Source organism: Thalassospira sp. MIT121401 (genome assembly GCF_047125595.1).
Classification (GTDB): domain Bacteria; phylum Pseudomonadota; class Alphaproteobacteria; order Rhodospirillales; family Thalassospiraceae; genus Thalassospira; species Thalassospira povalilytica.
This window is the reverse complement of record NZ_CP138926.1, coordinates 565,332-583,283: the sequence shown is the minus strand read 5'-3', so window position 1 is coordinate 583,283 and position 17,952 is coordinate 565,332. Positions and strand designations below refer to the sequence as shown.

The 17,952-nt window shown below is 54.2% G+C and carries 17 protein-coding genes; 14 read left to right on the top strand and 3 right to left on the bottom strand.

What is annotated here, in order from left to right; all coding sequences use genetic code 11:
• Positions 1 to 183: 183 nt before the first annotated feature.
• Together SIB88_RS02715 and SIB88_RS02710 are read right to left on the bottom strand one after the other, a co-directional pair.
• A complete protein-coding gene (locus SIB88_RS02715) occupies positions 184 to 1,410 on the bottom strand; it encodes a CynX/NimT family MFS transporter (protein ID WP_412559261.1) in 1,227 nt (408 codons plus the stop codon).
• A gap of 94 nt (positions 1,411 to 1,504) precedes the next feature.
• Positions 1,505 to 2,140: a LysE family translocator gene (locus SIB88_RS02710; protein WP_412559260.1), complete on the bottom strand. Its 636-nt coding sequence runs from the start codon at positions 2,138 to 2,140 to the stop codon at positions 1,505 to 1,507.
• A gap of 161 nt (positions 2,141 to 2,301) precedes the next feature.
• On the opposite strand from SIB88_RS02710, the gene iadA reads away from it, so the two are divergent.
• From iadA to SIB88_RS02640, 14 genes are all read left to right on the top strand, one after another.
• A complete protein-coding gene (gene iadA / locus SIB88_RS02705; RefSeq protein ID WP_412559259.1) occupies positions 2,302 to 3,471 on the top strand; it encodes a beta-aspartyl-peptidase in 1,170 nt (389 codons plus the stop codon).
• A 199-nt stretch (positions 3,472 to 3,670) separates the two neighbouring features.
• The gene (locus SIB88_RS02700; protein WP_101246555.1) at positions 3,671 to 3,904 is read left to right on the top strand and encodes a hypothetical protein; all 234 of its coding nucleotides are present in this window, start codon (positions 3,671 to 3,673) and stop codon (positions 3,902 to 3,904) included.
• The gene (locus SIB88_RS02695; protein WP_114112040.1) at positions 3,901 to 4,497 is read left to right on the top strand and encodes an RT0821/Lpp0805 family surface protein; all 597 of its coding nucleotides are present in this window, start codon (positions 3,901 to 3,903) and stop codon (positions 4,495 to 4,497) included. The genes SIB88_RS02700 and SIB88_RS02695 overlap by 4 nt, the downstream gene beginning before the upstream one ends.
• Positions 4,498 to 4,731: 234 nt before the next feature.
• On the top strand, positions 4,732 to 5,028 hold the full coding sequence (locus tag SIB88_RS02690; RefSeq protein ID WP_412559258.1) for an SCP2 sterol-binding domain-containing protein: 297 nt from the start codon (positions 4,732 to 4,734) through the stop codon (positions 5,026 to 5,028).
• Positions 5,029 to 5,060: 32 nt separating this feature from the next.
• Positions 5,061 to 5,729: a DUF6134 family protein gene (locus SIB88_RS02685; RefSeq protein WP_101246558.1), complete on the top strand. Its 669-nt coding sequence runs from the start codon at positions 5,061 to 5,063 to the stop codon at positions 5,727 to 5,729.
• A 54-nt stretch (positions 5,730 to 5,783) separates the two neighbouring features.
• On the top strand, positions 5,784 to 7,094 hold the full coding sequence (locus SIB88_RS02680; RefSeq protein WP_412559257.1) for an OmpP1/FadL family transporter: 1,311 nt from the start codon (positions 5,784 to 5,786) through the stop codon (positions 7,092 to 7,094).
• Positions 7,095 to 7,191: 97 nt separating this feature from the next.
• On the top strand, positions 7,192 to 8,883 hold the full coding sequence (locus tag SIB88_RS02675; RefSeq protein WP_412559256.1) for a long-chain-fatty-acid--CoA ligase: 1,692 nt from the start codon (positions 7,192 to 7,194) through the stop codon (positions 8,881 to 8,883).
• A 105-nt stretch (positions 8,884 to 8,988) separates the two neighbouring features.
• Positions 8,989 to 9,393 (top strand): MerR family transcriptional regulator, encoded by a 405-nt coding sequence (locus SIB88_RS02670; RefSeq protein ID WP_101246560.1) that lies wholly within the window; start codon positions 8,989 to 8,991, stop codon positions 9,391 to 9,393.
• Positions 9,394 to 9,438: 45 nt separating this feature from the next.
• Positions 9,439 to 10,575 carry a thiolase family protein gene (locus tag SIB88_RS02665; protein WP_412559255.1) on the top strand — a complete coding sequence of 379 codons (1,137 nt, stop codon included), beginning with the start codon at positions 9,439 to 9,441 and terminating at the stop codon, positions 10,573 to 10,575.
• Entirely contained in the window at positions 10,575 to 12,899 is a 2,325-nt protein-coding gene (locus tag SIB88_RS02660; RefSeq protein WP_412559254.1) for a 3-hydroxyacyl-CoA dehydrogenase NAD-binding domain-containing protein, read from the top strand. Before SIB88_RS02665 ends, SIB88_RS02660 begins: the two co-directional genes overlap by 1 nt.
• A 22-nt stretch (positions 12,900 to 12,921) precedes the next feature.
• Entirely contained in the window at positions 12,922 to 14,706 is a 1,785-nt protein-coding gene (locus SIB88_RS02655; RefSeq protein ID WP_412559253.1) for an acyl-CoA dehydrogenase C-terminal domain-containing protein, read from the top strand.
• Positions 14,707 to 14,761: 55 nt separating this feature from the next.
• On the top strand, positions 14,762 to 15,292 hold the full coding sequence (locus tag SIB88_RS02650; RefSeq protein WP_228194800.1) for an acyl-CoA thioesterase: 531 nt from the start codon (positions 14,762 to 14,764) through the stop codon (positions 15,290 to 15,292).
• A gap of 61 nt (positions 15,293 to 15,353) precedes the next feature.
• The gene (locus tag SIB88_RS02645; protein ID WP_412559252.1) at positions 15,354 to 16,160 is read left to right on the top strand and encodes an enoyl-CoA hydratase/isomerase family protein; all 807 of its coding nucleotides are present in this window, start codon (positions 15,354 to 15,356) and stop codon (positions 16,158 to 16,160) included.
• Positions 16,161 to 16,182: 22 nt separating this feature from the next.
• Positions 16,183 to 17,076 (top strand): SDR family oxidoreductase, encoded by an 894-nt coding sequence (locus tag SIB88_RS02640; RefSeq protein WP_412559251.1) that lies wholly within the window; start codon positions 16,183 to 16,185, stop codon positions 17,074 to 17,076.
• A 255-nt stretch (positions 17,077 to 17,331) separates the two neighbouring features.
• Here the strand turns inward: SIB88_RS02640 and SIB88_RS02635 are convergent, their stop codons facing one another.
• Positions 17,332 to 17,829 (bottom strand): hypothetical protein, encoded by a 498-nt coding sequence (locus SIB88_RS02635; protein ID WP_101246567.1) that lies wholly within the window; start codon positions 17,827 to 17,829, stop codon positions 17,332 to 17,334.
• Positions 17,830 to 17,952 lie beyond the last annotated feature (123 nt).

Sequence of the window (17,952 nt, the reverse complement as noted above, 5' to 3'; positions counted from 1 at the left end):
CCTTAATTGATAATGATTTGCATTCTTATAGAATTTTGCGAAAGCAAGTCAACTGCGCAATTGCGTCGAATTCGCAACTTACATCCCCAAAGCCGGCTCAATGTGAAAAAGGACACATTTCCACACAGGAAATGCAGCCTCATGATCGGGATCAGGACCTTTTTGGTCGTTTGATTTGCGCGCTCAGGCTTCGCCGATTTTGTCTGGTGACCCGGCACGCATCGATGCCACAAGCTGAATCGCCACGACAACAAACAGGAAATAAAGCGCGACCTGCCAATCCCCAAGCAGGTCGTGAAGGGCGCCAAACAATACCGGGCCAATCGCCGCAAACAGATATCCGACCGATTGCGCCATGCCCGACAAACGTGCCGATGTTTGCGGGTCCGCGCCGCGCATCCCCACCAGGGTGAGTGCAATACTGATCATGCTGCCCTGCCCCAGACCAAGACATACCGCCCATACATAGGGAAGTTCGGTTGTGGCAAAAACGAACCCGGGAATGGCGATGATCAAGGGGATATGCAACACCAGCATTGCCAGCTTCTTGTTGGCAATTTTCGAATAGATCAGCGGTGCGGCAAAGGCTGCGGGAATGCCAAATACGTTAAAGATCGACAAAAGTGTCGCGGCCTCGGCCTCGGTGATCCCGTGATCAATAAAGACCTTCGCAAGCCATGCGACCCCTGTATAAAACATCAGGGACTGACAACCAAAGAACAGGGCAAGCCACCAGGCTTCTACATTTTTCCAAAGCGATATTTTGGCCGTCAATGCCGGTGCAGCAGCCTTGTGCCGGTATCGCAGCATCGGCAACCAGCACACAAAGGCGATTGCCGCAAACACCGCCCAAACGCCAAGCGACCAGCGCCAATCCCCGCCTGCTGCATTGCGGATCGGAATAGAAATGAATGCAGCGACAGTGGCCCCGGTCGACATGGTAAAGGTATAAAGGGCTGTCACAAAAGCCACATGGGTCGGAAAGCTTCGCCGCACCAGTGACGGGGTAAGAACATTCATCACCGCGATCGCCGCACCCAGAATGATGGTCCCGATCACCATGATGTCATAGGCCCCGCTGGCCCGAAGACCCTGTCCCACCGCAATGAACAGCAACATGGTCATCAAGGTTGCCTCAAGACCGAATTTCTGGCCCAGACGCGGCGCAAAGATCGACAAGACGCCGAAGCTCAGAACCGGCAATGTGGTCAACAGGCCAAGCTCCGTTCCCGAAAGAGACAAATCGGTGCCGATAATTTCGGCGAGCGGGCCAAGCCCGACGATGCTTCCACGCATATTGGCCGCCAAAAGCAAGACAGCCAGCAAAAAGCCGATATGCGCACCAAGGCGGTTAAACCCGCGTCCCGCATCATGGGCTGGATCGCTGGTCGGGGCAGTTTTGTCAGTCATCGGAAAACTCCGTCTGGATCACACACGATCCGCGTTACGTCGTGATGGTGGCACGATCTGATCATCTTGATTACAGGTCGACAGAACCCGTTCTTTATCCAAATGCGGTAACACCCCACAAAACCCGAAGGGCGATCAGCACAAACAGAATGGCGATAATTCGTTCAATCCAGGCAGCATGATCGCGCAGCCATGGCAATACCGCACCATGGGACAAACCGATCGCCACCAGGCAATACCAGCCCGCATCAATTGCAGCTGCGGTAAATGCCAACAGGAACTTGCCGCTCCATTCGAATTCGGGGGATACAAACTGGCTAAACAAGGCCAGGAAAAACAGCGCGATCTTGGGGTTGAGAAACGCGATCATAAACCCGTCACGCGCGGCCTGCCCGATTGACCCGGAAAGCTTGGCTGTCCCGTCAACATTGAACTTTTCCCCAGATCCCGCCGCACGCCATGCCTTGATCGCAAGCCAGATCAGATAAAGCGCCCCCAGAATGCTGACTGCATTGTGAAATACCGGTACGGTCTGAAACAGGATGCCAAGCCCGGTCATGGTGATCACGGCATAAAAGCCGATACCAAGACCATGCGCAAATGCACAGGCGAAACCTGCCTGACGGGACTGCCCGACCGAATAGCGCAGAACAACAGCCAGACTCGGCCCCGGGGTCATCGCACCCAGAACACAAATGGTTGCCACAGACAACCAGGCGGCAAAACTCATGACGTTTCCTTTTGGTGGCGCGGGCTTGGGTCCCGCCTTGTTTGCCTGCAAAGCTATATACTTGGCAGAACCGTTTCAACGGAAATGAAGTGTCGCTATGATGCCCGACTGCGCCACCCTGCACATGACCGGGAATTCCCCGCAAAAGACGGTTTCAAACGATGTTTCTGCTGCTTAAAAACGCCAATCTGTTCGCCCCTGCCGCACTCGGGATCAATGACATCCTGATCTGTGGTGAAAAGATTATCGCCATTGCCCCTGATCTTGTGGTCTCGGTTCCGGCCGAAATCAGGACGATTGACCTTCGGGGAAAAACGACAGTACCGGGCTTCATTGACGGTCATGCACATCTGATTGGCGGTGGCGGTGAAGGCGGATTTGCCACCCGCACCCCCGAAGTGGCGATTGGCGACTTGATCGAAGCCGGTATCACATCAATTTGCGGGCTGCTGGGCACCGATGCCGCAACCCGCCATATCGCGTCCCTTTATGCCAAAACCAAAGCCCTGCGCACCGAAGGCCTTTCGGCCTGGTTCTTTACCGGCGGGTATCGTGTTCCATCGCCAACGCTGACCGGAAATATCGGCGATGACGTCACATTCCTTGATGCCTGTATCGGCCTTAAGACCGCAATTTCGGACCATCGCAGCAGTCAAAGCACCGTTGACGAACTGGCCCGCATCGCATCCCAATCACGTATTGGCGGCATGACATCGGGAAAATCCGGCGCCGTGGTCGTTCATCTTGGCGATGGCGACGGACACTTTGATCCATTGATCGGGGTGATTGAAAATACTGAAATCCCGATTGGCCAGTTCATTCCAACCCACGTAAACCGCAAACGCGCCCTGCTCGATGCCGCAAAGGATTGGGCCAAACGTGGTGGCAATATCGATTTCACAACCGGGATTGATGCCGAAAGCGATCCGGCCGGGTCGGTCAAGACATCAGCCGGCATTGCAGAATGCCTGGCAGATGGCGTGCCACTTGATCGTATTTCCATGACCTCGGACGGAAACGGTTCTTTGCCTGAGTTCGACAAGAACGGCAAAATGATCGGACTTTCGGTGGCCGGATTTGACACTGTCGGGCGTGAATTTGCCGATCTTGTCGAATCCGAAAAGCTTGATATCCCCACCGCACTTGCGCCGATTACCTGCAATCCGGCAAGGATGCTGGGGCTTGACCGGTCAAAAGGGTACCTTGGGTGCGGGCATGATGCCGATATTCTGGTTCTTGATGACGCACTGGCACCTGAAACGGTTATTGCGCGCGGCAAAGTGGCAATGATCGGCAAGGAACGGCTGTTGCGTGGTACTTTTGAACGATAAGTGCCCGGCTTTTTTGAGAAAACCGACCATATAAGGCATCAAACCGCCGCGTTACCGGGGTTTGATGCCTTTTTATTGTCATATCTGCCCGAATTATCCCCCAATAAGGTCAAACCTCTCTCGCAATTGTCGATCACGATCCAGTCAGGAGACAGGCTTTCAAACGATCTGTTCCAATATGACGGAAAGGACACGGGAAATGCGACAGGCAGCCATCGTCTTGGCCGTTGCAAGCGCATTGGGGCTTTCAGCTTGTAGCGGATTGAATGACCGAAATCAGAAAATGCTAAGTGGTGCCGCCATCGGTGCCGGTGTTGGTGCAGTCGGCACCGTTATCACTGGTGGATGCGTCACCTGTGGTGCCGTGATCGGCGGTGCGGTAGGTACCGGTGTCGGTTACATCATGCATGAAAACGAACAGGCCCGGAAATGATCAGAAAATCCATCATGATCGCTGCGGCACTGGGCCTTGCGATACCGGTCGGTATTGCCGACATCGCCAGGGCTGATCCACCGCCATGGGCCCCGGCGCATGGTTATCGCGCCAAACACCATGATGGCCGTGGCGACAAACATCACCCCAAACAAAGACCCGATCAGGACATCTTTGTGTCCAATGGCAGCTATCTGCGCTGCAACCGCGACATGATCGGTGCGGTGATCGGAGCCGGGTCCGGTGCGGCGCTCGGCTCAACCATCGGCAAGGGTGACGGTCGTACTGCTGCGATGATTGGCGGGGCTATTCTGGGAATGCTCGGCGGCTATAATATTGGTCAGACCCTTGATCAAAGCGATGTGGCCTGTACCGGGTATACCTTGCAAACTGTGCCCGATGGGCGGCCGGTGCGGTGGCTTAATCCGGAGTCGGGGAACAGCTATAACGTTGTGCCGACAAGAAGCTGGCAAAACAGCGATGGCCGCTATTGCCGTGAATATACTGCAACCGCAGATATTGGCGGAACACCGCACGAAACCTATGGCACTGCATGCCGTCAGGCTGACGGATCCTGGCAAATTGTTTCCTGAATGTGCGGCGCATCCTTCTTCTAAAAACCTGATCACCAAACATGCAAAGACCCGGTATTTCCGGGTCTTTTTTTATATTCAGCCCTTGAAAATACGCATCTTAAAATCACTTGAAATCAATGCCTTATTCGGCGACGAAGTGTCCATATCGTAATTTGATTTACGTTAACGTCACTTTGTATTACAGTCTGATCACAATCATAAGAAAAATACGTCCAAATGAGGGAGGCGTTCGTGGATGACATCCTCGAAACCGTAAAACAAAAGCTGCCACAGCTTCGCGGACTTAATGCCGTTGTCGCATTTGATTGCGGGGATGACGGTCATATTGTTGTCGATGCCACCGGTGACGAGCCGGTCATCAGCGATGATGATCTTTCGGATGCGGATTGCATCTTGAAAATCAAAAAAGCCAACCTCGAAAAACTGATCGCCGGAAAACTTGACCCGATGCTTGCCTTCACGCTTGGCAAACTCAAAATCAAGGGATCCATGGGAATAGCGGCAAAATTGTCATCCATGCTGGATTGACGCGGCCGGATGATCCGTTCTGCGGGGGAAACATGCGCCAACACAACTGGAAGCGCACCGTATCGGGGTTGATAGCAGGCATACTCGCCCAATCCGCCATTGTTTCAATGGCATCAGCAGGCGAGACCCTTAATTTTCGCGTCCTCAAGGACGGCGAACCGATTGGTCACGAGACAGTCGAAATCACACCGACAGATACGGGACATACCGTCAGGATAGAAACCCTGACCGATGTCAGCGTGCTGTTCCTGAAGTTCCATTACGACCATCAGCGCACCGAGATTTGGCAAAACGACGCGCTGGCTTCGGTCGAAACCACCACCAATGATGACGGCACACACTATAGCTGGCAGGCAAGCTATGATGGTGATTGTTACCAGCTTGTCGGCAAGGGTGTCGGAAAACGCGACGCATGTGACGGTGCCTGGCCCCTAAGTTTGTGGTCCGAAGACGTCACAACCAAAACCAGCCTCTATAGCGTCATTGATGCCGAACCTTATGGCGTAGAAATCCGGAAGGTCGGCACAGAAAATGTAATGATCGAAAACCGGGAAACACCGGCGACACATTACATCATGTCAGGGGATGTCCAGCGCGACCTTTGGTACGGTCCTGACAAAAAACTGCTGAAAACCAGCTTCAAACGAAAGGGTTACGACATCGACTTCATTCGGGTTGATGCGATGAGCCTTCACAAATAAAAGCGGGCGTTTCGAATTAAGAATTTGAAGCGTTTAAGATTAAGGGAGAAACTGATGTCAAAGCTCAAGATGAGCTGCCTCTGGGGGGCAGCTTCGGGTACTGCAATTCTGTGTGCATTGGCAACCATCGGCACTGCACACGCTTCGGGTTTCCAGGTCCGCGAAACCAGCGGCACACTGCAAGGGTCAAGCTTTGCAGGGATGTCGACACTGACCACCGATGCTTCCACAATGTCCTACAACCCCGGTTCGGTCGGGCAGTACAAAGAAACGACTTACAGCGCAGGTGTTACCGTCATTCGACCTGTAGCCAGAGCACAGAACGTATCTGCTTCAGGTGGCACGCTAAACAATGCACAGAATTTTAGCAGTCCAAGTGACGAGGATATGGCGAATGACGCTGTTGTCCCAAATGCACATGCTGTTTGGCAACTAAGTGAACAAATGAACTTGGGAGTATCCATAACATCGCCTTGGGGCCTTGTAACAGATTACGAGGGTGATTTCGCAGGTCGATATTACGGAACGACGTCTTCTATTAAGACTATCAACATAAAACCAGTACTCGGATATCGTTTTGATAACGGCTTGTCGATCGGCGCAGGACCGCAGATCCAGTACATGGATGCTGCGCTTTCAAAAGCAGTCGACAATCTTGCGGGAACAGGTGAAGGCAGCAGCAAAGTAAGCGGCGACTCGCTTGACTATGGCTGGACTGCTGGCATCAACTGGGAGATGACGCCATCTACGACACTTGGTCTGTCTTACATTTCCGAAGTTGAACACAAACTTAAAGGCAAGATTGAGTTCGATAGTGCGGCAAAGGGATTTGCTGCACCTTATGTAGACAGGAATGCGACGGCAACTGTCTCAACCCCCGAGTCAATTACGTTTGGTATTGCTCAAAAGTTAGACGATCAATGGACCGTAATGGCAGATGCCCAATGGACCAATTGGAACACGATTGACACATTGACCTTCAAATTTGATGGTTTGACGAACGCTGCTTCTGCAACTTCAAACTCTAGCTCTGACGAATACAAGTGGGGAAGCGCTTGGTTCGGGTCGCTTGGTGCCCGCTACCAGCATGACGAAAACTGGGCATTTACCGGCGGCATTGCTTTTGATGAAACACCTATCAAAACCCAATATCGCAATGTACGCCTTCCGGACTCTAACCGGTATTGGACATCATTGGGCGCTTCTTATCAGGTTTCTGATTGGGCGATGGTCAGTCTCGGCTATACCCACATCTTTGCTGATGAAGCCCGCGTTGATCACACAACCTCAAATTTCGGTACGTTCCGGGCCGACTACGAAGCCCATGTCGACATCATCGCTCTGCAGGCGAATTTCAAGTTCTGATCTGCTATAATGCCTGGCACGGGGCGGCGATAGCCGCCCCGACCGGGTTGCTTTTTTTTGCCCGCAAAGTGACGTTAACGTAATGGAGTTAACGCAAGTGAACAAAGTAAACGTTCAAGAATCCCCTATCCTGATAAACGGCGTTGATGTCAGCACGCCCATTCAGACGCGTCTGGTTCACGAGATTTTTGATTCCGCGGCCAAGCGGTTTCCGCAACGCCCGTGTCTGGATTTTCTGGGAAGGATCTATGATTACAAAACCATCGCCGAGCAGGTTGATCGTGCCGCCGAAGGGTTCAAACAACTGGGCGTGCGCAAAGGCGACAAGGTCGGCCTTTGCCTGCCAAACACGCCTTATTATGTCGTATGTTATTACGCGATTTTGAAATGCGGCGGCGTGGTGGTCAATTTCAACCCGCTTTATGCCAAGCGCGAAATTGCCTATCAGATCGAGGATTCCGGCTGTCGCATGATGGTGACGCTGAACCTCAAACAGATTTACCCCAAGGTTGCTGCCTGCCTGGATGAAACCTGTCTCAAACGCATTGTTGTTTGCGAGATGAGCGACATCCTGCCACCGGTCAAAAGCGTTCTGTTTTCGCTGTTCAAACGCAGCGAACTGGCCGAAGTCCCGAATGATCTGCGTCATATTGCCTATGAGCGGGTCATTGGCTGCAAGCCGGTTGAAACTGTTGCCGATGTGTCGGTCGAAGACCTTGCCGTTCTCCAATATACCGGCGGAACCACCGGTCGTCCCAAAGGGGCAATGCTGACCCACGCCAATCTGAGCGCCAATGTCGATCAGCTGACCCGCTGGATGCCCGATGCCCATCCCGGACACGAAGTCACGCTTTGTGTTCTGCCGTTTTTCCACGTGTTCGCAATGACAGTGGCACTCAATACTTCAATCAATCTTGGGGCAGAACTTGTACTGCATCCAAGGTTTGAACTCGGCGCCCTTCTGAAGTCGCTAGACAAGAAAAAGGTCACCATCTTCCCGGGAGTTCCGACCATCTATACGGCGATCAACAATTCGCCTGAAACACCCAAACACGATCTGTCACATATCCGGTGCTGCATTTCCGGTGGTGCCCCCTTGCCGGTAGAGGTCAAGCACCGCTTTGAAGACATCACCGGCTCGAAAGTGGTTGAAGGATACGGACTTACCGAAGCCAGCCCGGTTTGCACCTGCAACCCGGTCAAAGGCGAAAACAAGGAAGGGTCCATCGGCTTGCCATTGCCGGGGACCGAGATCGAAATAAGGTCACTTGCCAACCCGTCCCAGACCATGCCGGTCGGCGAGAAAGGCGAAGTCTGCATTCGCGGTGCACAGGTCATGCCGGGTTACTGGCAGAACAACGCCGCAACACAAGATGCCTTCATCGACGGATGGCTCCGAACCGGCGATGTCGGATATCAGGATGATCAGGGATATACTTTCCTTGTTGATCGGCTGAAGGATGTCATTCTGTGCAGCGGCTATAACGTATATCCTCGTGCGATTGAGGAAGCACTGTATCTGCATGAACAGATCGCCGAAGTCACCTGTATCGGTGTTCCCGACCAATATCGCGGTCAGGCCCCGAAAGCCTTTGTCCGGCTGAAAGACGGTGTCACCGATGTGACCCCTGATGATTTGCGTGCCTTTCTGGATGACAAGATTTCAAGAATCGAGATGCCCCGCGAAATCGAAATTCGCGAGGAACTTCCAAAAACCATGGTCGGCAAACTGTCGAAAAAAGAACTGGTCGAGGAAGAACGCCTAAAGCGAGAGGGAAAAACGTCTTAGTTGCAGTGCGTTAGCGTCATCAAACACACACTGGAAAAAATCCAAGTGACGTTAACGTAAACTAATTGACGTTAAGATAAAAATATATACGATTAGGGGCGAAACATGACCAAACTTGATGACCGGTTTTACACCGTTCCCGAACTGGCCAAGGATTTGGGGATCACGCCGCGCACCATCCGGTTTTACGAGCAAAAGGGCCTTGTAAATCCGCAGCGTGCCGGCACCACCCGGGTCTATACCCGCCAGGACCGCGCGAAGCTTCTGATCATTTTGCGCGGCAAACGACTGGGGTTCAGCCTGAACGAGATTGCAGATTATCTGGATCTCTATGGCGCGGATCCCACACAGGCAGAACAGATCAAAATGTTGCTGCGTCGTGTCCGGGGACGGATTTCCGATCTGGAGGAACAGCGCCAGGCACTGGACGTCACGTTGGATGAATTGCGCGACATCGAACAACAATCGATTGATGCGCTTGAAGAAAAAGGAATCAATCCGGATTCGTAACAAGATCCCCGGATCAGAGGACAGCTCAGGAAGGAAGACATAGCCATGACCAACGCCGTTATTGCCGGATATGTCCGGTCGCCATTCACCCCGGCCCGCAAAGGGGCCCTTGCCAAGGTCCGTCCTGATGACCTGGCGGCACAGGTCGTAAAAGGTCTGGTCGAAAAGACCGGCATTGATCCCAAAGCAATCGAAGATTTGATTCTTGGCTGCGCCTTTCCGGAAGGCGAACAGGGCTTCAACGTGGCCCGGCTGGTCACCTTCCTTGCAGGTCTTCCGCGCTCTGTTGCCGGTGTTACTGTCAACCGGTTCTGCGGATCGTCGATGCAATCGATCCATCAGGCTGCCGGCGCAATTGCCATTGGTGCAGGCGAAGCATTTATCTGTGCCGGTGTTGAAAGCATGACCCGTGTCCCGATGATGGGCTTTAACCCGCTTCCCAACCCGGAACTTTATAAGACCATGCCCGAAGCCTATATGGGCATGGGCGATACCGCCGAAAACGTTGCCGCCAAATACAGCCTAAGCCGTGCCGATCAGGAAGCTTTTGCGGTCGAAAGCCACAAACGCGCGGCAAGCGCGCAGGCTGCTGGAAAGTTCGTTGATGAAATCATCCCGATCCAGACCAAGGATGGCGTTGTTTCCGAAGATGGCTGCATTCGTGGTGACACAACGGCCGAAGGTCTCGCAGACCTGAAACCGGCCTTCCGGGCTGATGGTGTGGTGACTGCCGGTACCTCGTCGCCACTGACCGATGGTGCATCTGCGGTTCTGGTATGTTCCGAAGAATTTGCAGCCAAAAACGGTCTGACCCCGCTTGCCCGCATCAAATCGGTTGCGGTTGACGGTTGCCTGCCCGAACTCATGGGCATTGGTCCGGTTGGCGCGTCGAAAAAGGCATTGGCACGTGCCGGCCTGACATCGGCGGATATTGACGTTACCGAACTGAACGAAGCGTTTTCGTCCCAGGCAATGGCAAGCATTTCCGATCTCGGACTTGATGGTGCCAAGGTCAATATCGATGGCGGTGCATTGGCCATCGGTCATCCGCTGGGGGCGACCGGTGCCCGTATCGTCGGCAAGGCGGCAAGCATCCTGAAACGTGACGGCGGCAAATATGCGCTGGCCTCGCAATGCATTGGCGGGGGTCAGGGGATCGCGACCATTCTGGAGGCGATGTAATGACCACCATCAAACAGGTTGCCGTTATCGGCGCCGGTGTGATGGGCGCGGGGATCGCTGCCCATATCGCCAATTCCGGGACCCCGGTCCTGCTGCTTGATGTCGTTCCCGACGGGGCAAAAAACCGCAACGCGGTTGCCGAGGGTGCGGTTGCCAAAATGCTGAAAACCGATCCGGCCCCGTTCATGTCCAAACGGGTCGCCAAGCTGATCACATGCGGCAATATCGAGGATGATCTTGATAAAATCGCCAAATGTGACTGGATCATCGAGGCCGTCATTGAACGCCTTGATATCAAGCAGGATCTGTATCGCAAGATTGATGCCGTCCGCGCCAAGGGCTCGGTCGTGTCGTCCAACACATCGACCATTCCGCTTGCCACCCTGCTTGGCGGCATGGATGACAGCTTTGCCCAGGACTTCATCATCACCCACTTCTTCAACCCGCCGCGCTATATGCGTTTGCTTGAGCTGGTTGGATCGGGTGTCACCCGTGATGGCGTTATTGACATGGTTGCCGATTTTGCTGATCGCAAACTGGGCAAAACTTGCGTCAACTGCCATGACGAACCGGGCTTTATTGCCAACCGTCTGGGTGTCTACTGGATTCAGGCTGCCATGGTCGAAGCCATGGATCGCAAACTGACCGTCGAGGAAGCCGACAGCGTTATTGGCCGCCCGTTTGGCATTCCCAAAACCGGTGTGTTTGGCCTGATGGATCTGGTGGGTCTGGATTTGATGCCTCATGTGCAATCGAGCATGGCGGGGCTTCTCGATAAATCCGATCCGTTCCATGCCATTTACCGCGAAAGTGAACTGGTTTCCAAACTGATTGCCGATGGTTATACCGGTCGTAAGGGCAAAGGCGGGTTCTATCGCCTGAACCGTGATGGTGGTGAAAAGATCAAGGAATCGGTTGATCTGCAAACCGGCGAATTTTCCAAATCTGAAAAGGCCCGCATCAGCAGTGTTCGCGCCGCTGGCAAAGACCCGCGCAAGATGATGGAAGCAACCGACAAGGGCGGTCAATATGGCCGTGCCGTTATGGGTAAAACCCTTGCCTATGCTGCCTTCATTGCAGAGTCCGCAGCAAACTCCATCCTTGATGTCGATGACGCGATGAAGCTTGGCTACGCATGGAAAACCGGCCCGTTCGAGCTGATTGACGCGATTGGCGTGGATACCCTGATTTCAATGCTGGAAGAAGACGGCATTGAAGTCCCTGCCCTGCTGAAAAAGGCTGCTGGCAAATCGTTCTACAAGGTCGAAGACGGTGAACTTTATTACTTCGGCTTTGATGGCGACTACACCAAGGTTACCCGCCCGGACGGCGTTCTTTTGCTTGAAGACATCAAACGCAAATCCGAACCGGTTGCCGGTAACCGTGCGGCATCGCTTTGGGATATTGGCGATGGTGTTGCCTGCCTTGAATTCCATACCAAGATGAATGCACTTGATGCAGACGTTCTTGGTGCGATCAAGACATCGATCCGGACTGTGAAAAAGCAGTTCAAGGCCATGGTGATCTATAACGAAGCCAGCAATTTCTCGGCCGGTGCAAACCTTGGTCTGGCATTGTTTGCCGCCAATATCGCCGCATGGCCGGAAATCGAAAACCTCGTTGAAACCGGTCAAGAAACCTACAAAGCGCTGAAATATTCGCCTTTCCCGGTTGTTGGCGCGCCAAGTGGTCTTGCCCTTGGGGGCGGCTGCGAAGTCCTGCTTCATTGCGATGCGGTTCAGGCGCACGGGGAAACCTATATCGGGCTGGTTGAACCCGGTGTTGGTCTGATCCCGGCCTGGGGCGGGTGTAAGGAAATGATCCGTCGCTGGGCGGAAAATCCGAAATTCGTCAAAGGCCCGATGGCTCCGAGTGCCAAGGCGTTTGAAATCATCTCGGTCGCAACCGTTGCCAAATCAGCAATGGAAGCAAAGGAAAACCTGTTCTTCCGCGAAACGGATGGCATCACCATGAACCGGAACCGTTTGCTGGCCGATGCCAAGGAACGCGCGCTTTCGATGGTCGATGGTTATGAGGCCCCCGAAGAATTCACCTATCGCCTGCCGGGCGAGTCTGCCCGGGTTGCCTTTGAAATGGCCGTTGATGGTTTCCATCGTCTTGGCAAGGCAACCGATTATGACCGCGTGGTGGCCGGTGAGTTGGCCAAGGTTCTTGCCGGTGGTGACACCGACGTGACCGAGGAACTGTCCGAAGACGACATTCTTGAACTGGAACGCGAAGGTTTCATGCGTCTGGTCCGCAACGAAGGCACCATGGCCCGGGTGGAGCATATGCTTCTGACCGGCAAGCCGTTGCGCAACTAACCGGTCCAGGAGGAAAAGTAAAATGGCTGAATATAAAGCACCCCTGCGCGACATGCGCTTCGTCCTGACCGAACTGTTTGATTACAACGATATCAATCAGTTGCCCGGTTGCGAGGATTTCACCCCCGACGTCGTTGACGCCGTTCTCGAAGAAGCCGCCAAGGTCTGTGAAGAAATCCTGTTCCCGATCAACCGGTCGGGCGACGAGGAAGGCTGCACCTGGGATGACGGCGTTGTCACCACCCCCAAAGGGTTCAAGGAAGCCTATCAGACCTTTGCCGAAAGCGGATGGACCGGCATTGCCTGTGACCCGGCCTATGGTGGTCAGGGCGCACCGAAATCGATCAATGCCCTGGTCGAGGAAATGATTTGTTCGACCAACCTGTCATTCGGGATGTATCCGGGCCTGTCATTTGGCGCCTATGCCGCCATGCATGCCCATGCATCGGACGAACTTAAGGACAAATACCTTCCGAAAATGGTCGAAGGCACCTGGTCCGGGACGATGTGTCTGACCGAACCCCATTGCGGTACCGATCTTGGCATCATCAAGTCCAAGGCCGAACCGCTCGATGACGGGTCCTATGCCATCACGGGAACCAAGATTTTCATCTCCGCAGGTGAACATGACCTGACGGAAAACATCATCCATCTGGTCCTGGCAAAATTACCCGATGCCCCAAAGGGCACCAAGGGCATCTCGCTTTTCCTTGTTCCGAAATTCATGGTCAATGATGACGGATCGCTTGGGGATCGAAATGCGGTAAAATGCGGCTCCATCGAACACAAGATGGGTATCAAGGCATCGGCCACCTGTGTCATGAATTTTGACGGCGCAATCGGCTATCTGGTCGGTGAACCCCATCAGGGCATGCCCGCCATGTTCACCATGATGAACCAGGAACGGCTTTCGGTGGGTATTCAGGGACTTGGTCTTGGCGAAGCCGCCTATCAGGGCGCGCGTGCCTATGCCAAGGACCGCCTTCAGGGCCGTGCTCTGACCGGTGCGAAATCGCCCGACAAGGCCGCCGATTCCATCATCGTGCATCCCGATGTGCGCCGTATGCTCCTGACCGCGAAGGCCACCAATGAAGGCTGCCGTGCGATGGGCATGTGGGTTGCCCGTGCCCTTGATACCGCCAAACATCATGAAGACCCGGTCAAACGCGAAGAAGCCGACGAATTCGTCCAGCTGATGACCCCGATCGTCAAGGCACTGTTCACCGACTGGGGCTTTGACAATACCAACCTTGGTGTGCAGGTCTTTGGCGGTCACGGTTACATCCGCGAATGGGGCATGGAACAATATGTCCGTGACGCCCGTATCGCCCAGATTTACGAAGGCACAAACGGTATTCAGGCGCTTGACCTTGTCGGTCGTAAAATGCCGACAAAGGCCGGCCGTTATCTTCGCCGTTTCTTCCACCCGGTTCAGGAATATATCGAAGCCAATGTCTCCAAGGACGGCCTTGGCGACTTTGTCCAACCGCTGGCAAAGGCGTTCATGCGCCTGCAACAGGCCACCGGCGAACTGGCACAGCGCGGCATGAAAAACCCGAACGAAGCCGGTGCCGCCGCAACCGAATTCCTGCGTCTGTTCGGTCTGGTGGCAGTTGGCTTCATGTGGGCCCGGATGGCCGAAGTCGCATTGGCAAAACAGGATGACGACCCGGACGGCTTCTATAAGGCCAAACTGATCACAGCAAAGTTCTATATGGAACGTATCCTGCCGCAATCAGGTGCGCTGTTCAGTCAGATGATGTCAGGGTCTTCGACCATGATGGCACTCGACGAGGAGCTGTTCTGATCATGGCTGCGGGCCGCATAAATCGTCAGACCACATCAGAAAACGGAGACATGTCGTGAACCTGATTTTCCGGCTGATCCGTGTGGTGATCCTGTCGCTGTTGCGGCCCCGCCTGCATCCGCTTGATCCATCCTGCCTGCATTTCCGGGCATGGCCACTGGATCTTGATATCAATGTCCATATGACCAATTCGCGCTATTTCGCGCTTATGGATCTGGGCCGGACCGAACTTATTGTCCGCAATGGCATCGCCAAACAGATGTTGAAACGCAAATGGCAACCGGTGGTGTCGGGATCAACAATGCGGTTCAAGCGCGCGATCAAGCCGTTCCAGAAATTCGCCCTCGAAACCCAGGCACTCTATTGGGATGACAAGGGGTTTTATCTTGAACAACGCTTTGTTTCTGGTGGCAAAACCCTGGCACTTGGCGTGGTCAAGGCCGTGTTTGTCGGTCCGGAAGGTATCGTCACCCCGCAAGAAGTCTGTCGTCTGGTGGGGGCGGACCAGAATTCGCCTGTCATGCCCGACTGGCTATCGGGCTGGCCCGATATGGAAAGCGCAATAGAAGCCCGGCTAGCGATTTAACACCGGCCCAATCCCCGATAGCGGGAACAAAAAAAGCGGCAACCCCGCGGGAGGAAATCACATGACATCGACCGACGCCGTATTGCTGAACATCACCGATGACATCGCGACGATCACGCTAAACCGGCCTGACCGGATGAATGCGCTTGATCACGCAATGATCGACGGTTTCTCCGATGCGCTTGACAAGATCGAAGCTCAAAGCAACCAGATCGGTGCTGTGATCCTTGAAGGATCGGGTGGCACTTTCATGGCAGGCGGCGATGTCAAATTCTTCTATGAGATGACGCAATCATCTGCCGAGGAAACCCGTTCGGTGATTGATGCCATGATCAGCCGCGTGCACGACATTGTCATCCGCCTGACCGCCCTTCCCTGTCCGGTGATTGCCAAGCTTGAAGGTGCGGTTGCCGGGTTTGGCATCAGCCTGATGAATGCCTGCGATCTTGCCATCGCTGCGGAAGAAACCGTTTTCACCCTGGCCTATATCCATATCGGCACCTCGCCCGATGGCGGTTCGACCCATTCGCTTACCCGATTGGTCGGCATGAAAAAGGCCAAGGAAATTGCCCTGTTCGGTGATCGTTTCGGCGCGGACGAAGCCCATGATTGCGGCCTGATCAACAAGGTTGTGCCCGCCGATCAACTGGCATCGGCGACGGCGAATTATGCCGCCCGTCTGGCATCCGGTCCGCGTGGTGCCATTGCACGTACCAAGGCGCTTCTGAATGCCGCCCCCCAGGCAACCCTTACAGAACAACTGACAGCCGAAGCCAAATCATTTGCCGAATGCGCCGTCAGTGCCGATTTCCGCGAAGGCGTTACCGCCTTTGTTGAAAAACGCAATCCGCGCTTTGGCAAATCATAAAAAGAACCCAGGGAAATAAACGATGACTAGTCTTAAAGGCAAAACACTGTTCATCACCGGTGCATCGCGCGGTATCGGCAAGGAAATTGCCCTTCGCGCAGCCCGCGACGGTGCCAATGTAGCGATCATCGCCAAAACCGATGAACCCCACCCCAAACTTCCCGGCACGATCCATTCGGCTGCTGCCGAGATCGAGGAAGCGGGTGGCAAGGCCCTGGCCCTTAAGACAGACATTCGCGACGAAGAACAGATTGCCGACGCTGTTGCAAAAACGGTCGAAACATTCGGTGGCATCGATATCCTGATCAACAATGCCAGCGCGATCAATCTGACCCCGACCTTGCAAACGCCCATGAAGCGGTTTGATCTGATGCATCAGGTCAATACACGGGCGACTTTTGCCTGCGCACAGGCCTGCCTGCCGCATCTTTTGAAGTCGGATAACCCGCATATCCTGACCATGTCGCCACCGCCCAACCTGTCACCACAATGGTTTGCCAATCACACGGCCTATACCATTTCGAAATACGGCATGAGCCTGGTCACCCTTGGTCTGGCGGCAGAATTTTCTGATGACGGGGTGGCCGTCAATTCGCTTTGGCCGGTCACCGTGATTGAAACTGCCGCCCTTAATATGATCCCGGGACTAGAGCAGGGTCGCGCGCGCACCCCGCAAATTCTGGCCGATGCCGCGCACGCCATCCTGACCGCGCCCGCACGCGAAGTGACCGGCGGCTTCTTTACCGATGAATCCGTGCTTGAAGCCATCGGAATTACCGATTTCGAACCCTACAACCTGACACCGGGCAAGGCGCCCTATCCGGATTTCTTCCTTGAGCTTGATCGCAACGGAAAGAACGATCCCGCAGTTGCAGGGCTTCTTGAAAAACTGGGCCGCTTTCACAAAGCAGCCTGACGATTTGGCGTCGGGGAAGTGTGTGTCCCGGCGTCTGGTAGGGGCCTGATTTGACGAGCGTGGAAACCCCACACGGAAAATCGGGCTCTCTCGCCCGCTGAACTAAACCCGCCCTTTTGGGGCGGGTTCTTTTTTTTGAAAATCTTTGGCCGATACACATAAAGACACCGCCAAATTGCTGGCGGTGTCTACCTTCGCAAAACGCATTAACGTTGAGGGTAAAGATGAAAAAGCGTGGGCGAAGGATTTACTGGGTTACGATGCCCGGCGTTCGAGTGCCCGTTTTTCCAGTGTCTGGCGCGGCATCTCACAGGCCTTAAGGCTGGGTGTCGGCAGCATCATCTGAACCGAAAGTGCCATGGCAAGATCACGATGATCACCATCCTGATCAAGGAACCGGCTCGACCAGATGCCGTCACGATTTGCCGACAGGAAAGCGCAGCGCAACATGGAAAATGACGCCGATCCATAGCAATCCTGCTGACCGGTTACACGGGCAAGCCATCCGGCAATCGCATCATGTGCGGCCTGATCGAGGATATCCTGCATGCTTGCCCGGTCATGACTTGCAACACTGTCTGCGGCCAGCGCATCGCGCAGGGCATTGATCAGACGCTGATTGGCCTGTGCATCGGACATGATTCCAAATGACCGAAGCCAGGCGCGTGCTGTGTCTTCGATCAGACGGGTCATTGCGGCCGACTCAAATGCGGCATAGGAAAAACCCTGTGATGCAACGGTCATATCAGTCATGTGTTTGGCCCTCCGGGCAGTAAACGATCATCGGCGATTAACGCTTCGTTAAGGATAAGCATCGCTGAAAAAACGCGGGATAATTTGCTCGAATCTGGGCGTTTTTGTGGCGCACAAGATTCT

Bases quoted from the DNA above. Each gene is read 5' to 3' on its own strand.
- SIB88_RS02645 (WP_412559252.1), top strand. From the start codon at position 15,354: ATGACATCGACCGACGCCGTATTGCTGAACATCACCGATGACATCGCG.
- SIB88_RS02660 (WP_412559254.1), top strand. From the start codon at position 10,575: ATGACCACCATCAAACAGGTTGCCGTTATCGGCGCCGGTGTGATGGGC.
- SIB88_RS02700 (WP_101246555.1), top strand. From the start codon at position 3,671: ATGCGACAGGCAGCCATCGTCTTGGCCGTTGCAAGCGCATTGGGGCTT.
- SIB88_RS02640 (WP_412559251.1), top strand. From the start codon at position 16,183: ATGACTAGTCTTAAAGGCAAAACACTGTTCATCACCGGTGCATCGCGC.
- SIB88_RS02715 (WP_412559261.1), bottom strand. From the start codon at position 1,410: ATGACTGACAAAACTGCCCCGACCAGCGATCCAGCCCATGATGCGGGA.
- SIB88_RS02655 (WP_412559253.1), top strand. From the start codon at position 12,922: ATGGCTGAATATAAAGCACCCCTGCGCGACATGCGCTTCGTCCTGACC.
- SIB88_RS02695 (WP_114112040.1), top strand. From the start codon at position 3,901: ATGATCAGAAAATCCATCATGATCGCTGCGGCACTGGGCCTTGCGATA.
- SIB88_RS02710 (WP_412559260.1), bottom strand. From the start codon at position 2,140: ATGAGTTTTGCCGCCTGGTTGTCTGTGGCAACCATTTGTGTTCTGGGT.
- SIB88_RS02670 (WP_101246560.1), top strand. From the start codon at position 8,989: ATGACCAAACTTGATGACCGGTTTTACACCGTTCCCGAACTGGCCAAG.
- SIB88_RS02665 (WP_412559255.1), top strand. From the start codon at position 9,439: ATGACCAACGCCGTTATTGCCGGATATGTCCGGTCGCCATTCACCCCG.
- SIB88_RS02685 (WP_101246558.1), top strand. From the start codon at position 5,061: ATGCGCCAACACAACTGGAAGCGCACCGTATCGGGGTTGATAGCAGGC.
- iadA (WP_412559259.1), top strand. From the start codon at position 2,302: ATGTTTCTGCTGCTTAAAAACGCCAATCTGTTCGCCCCTGCCGCACTC.
- SIB88_RS02680 (WP_412559257.1), top strand. From the start codon at position 5,784: ATGTCAAAGCTCAAGATGAGCTGCCTCTGGGGGGCAGCTTCGGGTACT.
- SIB88_RS02635 (WP_101246567.1), bottom strand. From the start codon at position 17,829: ATGACTGATATGACCGTTGCATCACAGGGTTTTTCCTATGCCGCATTT.